Below are 6510 nucleotides of genomic sequence, written 5' to 3' on the forward strand. Positions count from 1 at the left end.
TTTTCCAACCGGCAGAAACGCCTGTTCCGGCCAGCGTTAGCCGGGCAGGGCGGCTTCGGTAATTTCTTCGAAGGCCGTATTTCATCGGGTTCAACCAGTGCACGAATCGCGATCTGGGTCGGCTGGCCCAATAGCCAAAAAAGGCGAATCTGGGCCAAGCAACAGTCAAAGCGCCAATTCTTTCACCTTATACGTGTGTTTTTCCACAGTTTGGATGATGCGCGCCCTGATCCATGAAGCGTAGTTTTGATGCAGGCTCCGTCTTTAAGGGGGGGTTGTTAGCGCCGTCAGTTTGTACGGCATCAGTGTGTATCTAGTGAGTTAACTAGGAGAGTAAAATGTTGAAGCTTTATGTAATGATGAAAACCCTGGCACGTGACGAGCGCGGTGCGACCATCGTCGAGTACGGTGTTGCCCTGACCATTGTCACGGCAATTGCAGTTGCGACCCTCACAGCCTTGGGCGGCGACGTTAACGGCCAGTTCACCGCGGCAGAAGGCCTGATGTAATCACCTGCTTGCACTCAAAGTACGCGGTGCAATTCGCGCCGCGTACTTTCCAACCAAGACAAGACTTCTTGATCTATCGGCATAGTGCAACCGTTCAAAGCATTTCATTCGTTGAAAGCTAAGAAGTAGCGAAGGAGAACCAGATGAGATTTTCTGCCATTTTCACTGCATTAACGGGGTTGGCTGTAGCTGGCGGATCGGTTTACGTCGCACGCGACTACATTCAGTTCGACACCGGAACTGCAAGTGCTGCTGTCGAGAGCGAGACTGTCAGCGTAGTTGTTGCTTCACGAGACATTTCATTTGGAGAAGAGATTGAGCCGGGATCATTGACGACGATCGAATGGCCTCGTGGGTCTGTTCCAGTCGGCGTGTTTACGGAATATGACGACCTGATTGCCGCCGCCAGCATGCCCTCGCGACGTGCGCGCAGAGCGATTGCCCAGGGTGAACTGATCCTGAACAACAAAGTTTCCGACTTTGGTGAGAAGGTCACCATCGTCCAGACAATTGGCGATGATCACCGCGCAATGGCGATTGAAGTGGATGCCGAAACCGCAGTTGGCGGATTTGTCACGCCGGGTGATCGCGTCGATATCGTCATGACGACTGGCGAGAAAAGGGACATGCACGCCGTTACGATATTGCAAAATATCAGGGTTATTGGTGTTGACCAGGAATCCGATGAGCAAACCGACCAGCCCGTAGTGGCGCGGACGGTCACAGTTGCAGTTACTCCGGATCAGGTTCAGCGCCTCGCGTTGGCCCAACGTGCGGGTCGGCTAAGCCTGACGCTTCGGTCAGTCAATGACACCGAGGACAAGGCGCTGACCATGACCCGCTTGAACGATCTTTTGGTGGATGAACCTCAGGAAACTGGGTCGGACGAAGAGCCTGTCCGCACGATCGTCCGCGTTCGTCGCGGAACCGACGTGACCGAAGCAATTATCAACTGAACCCTAGAAGGAAAGTAGCGACCGTGTCCCGCCCAAAAATCATAAGTCAGTTCCGCAAGTCCGAAGACGGTGCGATTTTGGTATTTGTCGCCGTGGCACTTTCAGTGATGGTCGGCATGGCCGCTATTGCCTTTGATATTGGGCGGGTTACGACCACGCAGTCTGAACTGCAAAGTTTTGCCGACAACGTGGCACTGGCCGCGGCTGGTGAACTGGACGGCCGCCCAGATTCAATCACTCGGGCTACAAACGCCGCGGCCAACATGATCAGTGACACTCAAACCTTTGGGGTGCGCAACAAAGATCAGCTTCTTTCTGGTGACACAGACTACCAACTGGAGTTTTATGAGAACCCGCCCAACGATACGGTAGAGCCTGCCCAACCGGCTCAACTGCTTGATCCGTCCGATGCGGCAAGTGGACCAATCGCGGCTTTCGTCCGGGTAACCGTTGACGTCCACGAAGTTGGAACGCCCCTGGCTGCGGCCACAGCGGCACTGCTAGGTGATGCGCGTCCCTTTGCAAGTGTGAGCGCGGACGCCGTGGCAGGATTTACACTGTTGGCCTGCGACATCACACCCATGTTCATTTGCCTGCCGCCAAGCCTTGACCTTGCAGAAGGTCAGCTTGTGCAGATGGTCAGCCAAGGTGGTGGAGATGACCAATGGGGACCTGGAAACTTCGGTTTTCTTTCATCAGATCAAGCTGTTGCGATTGATGATGCCGGCGCGTGCTCTCCTGCTCCTCCGGGTCAAGAGGACGCCTGCGCCCTAGCCGCGTCTCGTGCCGTATCAATGTGCTTTAGCCAAAGGGGGGTAGAAACCCGCCCAGGTATCAGCATCGGTAATATGATTGCGGGATTTAATACACGGTTTGACAGATTTGAATCCAGCGCTGGTCAATTTCAGAATGATGCACGCTACGATGTAGACAACTTTGCGTCCTCGCCACATGTTCTTGATGGTTGGATAACCGCTGCGCAGGGTAACAATTGCACCAGCGAATTGGCGCCCGCGTACGAAGTCGATGGAGTTATCGACCCGACTGCAACGGTGGGTTTGCCTCTGGACGATTGCTTTGCCGACGGTTCATGTCCGACGTCCCGAATAGGTAATGGAATGTTCGATGATGGTCTGGAAGACTACCTGACCATCAATTACGGGGCTGATTTCAGCAATCCGGTTCCCACAGGAATTCCTGCCTGGTTCCCGATGAATGGTACTCGGTACGACATCTACAACGCCGAGGTGACCAACCAAGCTGCGCTGGAAGCCATCCTGACAGCAGGCGGTAAAGCCGAAAGCAGCTTGCCCTCTTGCCAGGCACCTTCGGTTGGGCGTGAAGATCCACGTCGTCGTGTTATAACCGTGGCTGGTATCGATTGCATCACATACGAGTCCGAACTCAACGGCGGATCGGGCACCATTCCGGTAACAAGCTTCATCGAGATGTTCCTGATCAGACCTTCGGAATCCGGCAACACCGGTGCCAACGCCGTAATCTACGGAGAGGTTATTCAAAACGTCTCTGAAGGTATTGGCGGGTTGGGTGTTGGGGGCATCGTTCACGATCTGGTTCAGCTTTACGAGTGAGGGTCATGTCTGGTTTGTCTCAACATATTCAAAGAGTGATCCGCCGCTTTCGCAGAGATGAGGCAGGCGCTGCCTTAGTAGAATTCGCGATCCTGCTTCCGATCATGTTGGCGACCTTCGCCCTGATAGCCGAAGGTGGCCGGTTGTTCTGGTCGTATCAGAACGCGATCACTGGTGTTCGCGACACTGCACGTTACGTTGGGCGGATTGCTCCGGCGGACTTGTGCTCTGCTTCACCAAGTGCCTCGATCGGAGACTTTCAGGCATCGGTAGCGACCACGCTAACGTCTCTTTCAACCACAAATATCACCATTGGGTTAGACGATCTGTCCCTGGAATGTGTAGGAGCCGCTGGAGAATATCGGGTTTCTCCAACTCCGGTGGCAGTACTTTCCGCATCACTAACAATATCGGATCTGCCCTTTGCGCCGTTGTTCCAACTTGTAGGCGGTGCGGGGATGACTCAGATCCAGACCACTGTAACTGACCGCAGCCGGGTGTTTGGACCATGAACCGCCGCATTCACAGCATAACCCGTGAATTGTCACGATTTTTCCGTAAAGAAGATGGTTCGACCATTGTCGAAATGGCGTTTGTCATGCCGATTTTCCTTCTTATCTTCTTGGGTCTGATAGATTTTGGCCGATTGGCATTTCATTACGTGGCCGCGGAAAAAACAGCGCAGGTCGCTGCCCGCATGGCCGCGGTGTTGCCCGCGGCCTGCGGAGGTGTTCCAACAACCAACAGCAGGGGTGGTTACACAGACATAACTGGTCCGCGTTTTGGGACGAATTGCGACTTTGCATCCGGCGTTTGTGTGGAACCGGCTGCAACAATTTGCACCGGCGCGAATCCGCCAAATGCCGCGGCGCAAGACACAGTCGACGGTATTTGGAACATGCTGCAGTTTGCCGTTCCCAACGATCCAACTGCAACCTTTGATGAAAGCAACATTACGTTTGCTTACGAATTCGACCCGCAAATGAATTTTCTTGGCGGCCCCTATGTGCCGATGGTCACCGTGACCATCGAAGAGCTTCCGTTCCGTTTTGTATCCCCACTAGGAGCGCTTGCTGCTTTGGCGATTGGTGGGGCAACGCCGCAAACCGATGATCTGACGAATGCCACCACGGGCTTCAAGATCTTTTCCGATTTCAGCGCAACGCTTCCAGGCGAAGACCTCGCCTCGGGAACCAGCGGTTGAATGTTCTAGCCATAGGAGCTGTACAATGACCCACAAATCATTAGCCCTGATTTCAGACAACGAGGCGATACAAAGTTCTGTCGCCCGCGCGGTTGACCGATTAGATGATCATTCGCTGGAGACGCTTTCCGGTACGTTGTCGTCGGTCAACGGACACGCAAGCCAGTTGCTGTGTGACAATGATCTGTTGGTTTTCAGCCTACCAGAAGAGCTGGATGTGGACGTCGTCAGCGATCTGCGTCGCAGCGCGGGCCCTGGCGGCACAATTCTCGCCCTTAGCGATCGCGACATTACGCTGTCAGAAGCCCGCGCGCTCAACAAATTGGGCGTAGACGAGATCTTGCCCTTTCCGATAGCACAAGACGAGCTGACCGAACAGATTCAGCGCCTCACGTTGGACAAGTCCTTGCTACCAGCGATCTATAATCCGCAGATGCATCGTTTGGGGCATGTCATCAGCGTTTGCCCCGCGCGCGGAGGTATTGGTGCCTCGACCCTGGCGATAAACTTGGCGGATCAGTTGCAGGGACATTCAGGCTTTTTCAGAAAAACGACCAAAAACAAAGTTGCTGTTGTCGATCTGGATCTTCAATTCGGAACAATTGCAACGGCGTTGGATCTGCAACCCTCCTCCGGGCTTATGACAATGGCCCAGCAAGGTGTGACGCCGGATCGGACATTTATTCAACAATCGATGGTGCAACATTCATCCGGTTTGGAAGTGCTGAGCGCACCCGAAAACTTCATGCCTTTGGACGTTCTGACCCGTGAGCAAATCGCTGCACTGATCGAGACTTTACGCATGGAATTTGATTATGTCGTCGTCGATCTGCCGCGTGTTTTGGTTGATTGGGTTGGTGCTGTAGTCAACGCTTCTGATCGGATGTTGATGGTCAGTGACAGCTCGGTTTCTTCGGTTCGCCAAGCCTGCCGTCTGATTGACTTTTTTGCCAAGGAACGCTTGGAGCCTCCGGTCGAGATCGTGTTCAGCCGGGAAAGGAAGCCGACCTTTCGGTCCAGTCACCACATCGAAGCCCAAAAAGCATTGGGCCGCGATCTGAAATTCTGGCTGCCGAACGACGAGCGCCACGCAAAGCAATCATTGGACCGGGGCGAACTGCTGTCGCAGACAGCCAAAGGCTGCGCCCTGTCCAAATCGATCCGCACGATGGGTCACAAAATAATGAGTGAAACAGAGGTCGGAAGTAACGACCAGAGAAACAAAGCTGCCTGATTGGAGTCTATGAGATGTTTGAAAAGTTTACACGCGCCGGACGCACCGATGAGGCCGAAGTTATTCATCTGAACCAACACGCTGAGCAAAAATCTCAGGAGATGTTGGAAGAGATGGCCGTTGAAGAAAAAGAATTGGCTGAATGGCTGGAACTAAAAAGCACTCTGCACGAGGCATTGCTTGAAAGGTTGAACCTTTCGGTCATTGAAAAAGTTGAAAATGATGTGCTGCGCCGCGAAGTTGCCGGTGTTGTCAGTAGTGCCCTTTCTCAGACCGGCCGTCCGCTTAACACCGACGATTTCAACCGAATCGTTGATGAGCTTTTGGATGAAATTCTGGGCTTCGGTCCCCTTGAACCGCTTTTGGCTGATCCGACGATCAACGATATTCTCGTAAATGGATATCAAACCGTGTACGTCGAGCGTTCAGGTTTGCTTGAAAGAGTACCTGTCCGTTTCCGCGACGAGAAACATTTGTTGCGTGTTATCGACAAGATTGTCAGCAAGATCGGCCGCCGCGTCGACGAACGTCAGCCTTGGGTGGACGCTCGTCTGGAAGATGGCAGCCGTGTCAACGCTATCATCCGCCCTTGTTCGATCGACGGTCCAAGCGTATCCATTCGAAAGTTTGCCAAGTCGAAACTGACGATGGAAAAACTTGTGGAAAGTGGAGCGCTGAACGAAGCGGCGGCGCGTTTCCTTCAATCCCTGGTATATGCACGACTGAACGTTTTGATTGCGGGCGGTACAGGGTCGGGGAAAACGACCATGCTGAACGCGCTGTCTTCATATATTGACCACGGTGAACGTGTCGTCACGATTGAAGACGCGGCAGAACTGCAACTCCAGCAAGACCATGTCGTTCGTTTGGAGACGCGCCCGCCATCGCCGAATGGCGACGGCCAAGTCATTCAACGTGACTTAGTGCGCAACGCACTGCGTATGCGTCCAGACAGAATTATCGTGGGTGAGGTTCGCGGCGCTGAAACCTTTGACATGCTCCAGGCAATGAACAC

At 53.6% G+C, this 6510-nt stretch carries 7 protein-coding genes; all 7 read left to right on the top strand.

Translation table 11 applies throughout. From position 1 onward, the window contains the following. The first annotated feature begins 338 nt into the window (after nt 1–338). Nucleotides 339–509 carry a Flp family type IVb pilin gene (locus AC2FNE_RS00235; protein WP_170476451.1) on the top strand — a complete coding sequence of 57 codons (171 nt, stop codon included), beginning with the start codon at nt 339–341 and terminating at the stop codon, nt 507–509. A gap of 143 nt (nt 510–652) precedes the next feature. Further along, nucleotides 653–1465 carry a Flp pilus assembly protein CpaB gene (gene cpaB / locus AC2FNE_RS00240; RefSeq protein WP_170476450.1) on the top strand — a complete coding sequence of 271 codons (813 nt, stop codon included), beginning with the start codon at nt 653–655 and terminating at the stop codon, nt 1463–1465. Between the two features lie 23 nt (nt 1466–1488). Then, the gene (locus AC2FNE_RS00245; RefSeq protein ID WP_496804554.1) at nt 1489–3057 is read left to right on the top strand and encodes a pilus assembly protein TadG-related protein; all 1569 of its coding nucleotides are present in this window, start codon (nt 1489–1491) and stop codon (nt 3055–3057) included. 5 nt (nt 3058–3062) lie between these two features. Beyond that, entirely contained in the window at nt 3063–3569 is a 507-nt protein-coding gene (locus AC2FNE_RS00250) for a TadE/TadG family type IV pilus assembly protein (RefSeq protein WP_170476446.1), read from the top strand. Further along, on the top strand, nt 3566–4261 hold the full coding sequence (locus AC2FNE_RS00255; protein ID WP_170604205.1) for a TadE/TadG family type IV pilus assembly protein: 696 nt from the start codon (nt 3566–3568) through the stop codon (nt 4259–4261). Before AC2FNE_RS00250 ends, AC2FNE_RS00255 begins: the two co-directional genes overlap by 4 nt. A 25-nt stretch (nt 4262–4286) precedes the next feature. Beyond that, a complete protein-coding gene (locus tag AC2FNE_RS00260) occupies nt 4287–5495 on the top strand; it encodes a CpaE/TadZ family protein (protein WP_170604203.1) in 1209 nt (402 codons plus the stop codon). 14 nt (nt 5496–5509) lie between these two features. After that, on the top strand, nt 5510–6510 hold a 1001-nt coding region (locus AC2FNE_RS00265; RefSeq protein WP_496804555.1), incomplete at its 3' end, for a TadA family conjugal transfer-associated ATPase.

This window comes from Ruegeria sp. YKSD179 (genome assembly GCF_059612885.1).

What these genes read in the sequence shown, in the direction of transcription:
- AC2FNE_RS00235 (WP_170476451.1), top strand. Translation starts at nt 339, where the DNA reads ATGTTGAAGCTTTATGTAATGATGAAAACCCTGGCACGTGACGAGCGC.
- AC2FNE_RS00255 (WP_170604205.1), top strand. Translation starts at nt 3,566, where the DNA reads ATGAACCGCCGCATTCACAGCATAACCCGTGAATTGTCACGATTTTTC.
- AC2FNE_RS00250 (WP_170476446.1), top strand. Translation starts at nt 3,063, where the DNA reads ATGTCTGGTTTGTCTCAACATATTCAAAGAGTGATCCGCCGCTTTCGC.
- AC2FNE_RS00260 (WP_170604203.1), top strand. Translation starts at nt 4,287, where the DNA reads ATGACCCACAAATCATTAGCCCTGATTTCAGACAACGAGGCGATACAA.
- cpaB (WP_170476450.1), top strand. Translation starts at nt 653, where the DNA reads ATGAGATTTTCTGCCATTTTCACTGCATTAACGGGGTTGGCTGTAGCT.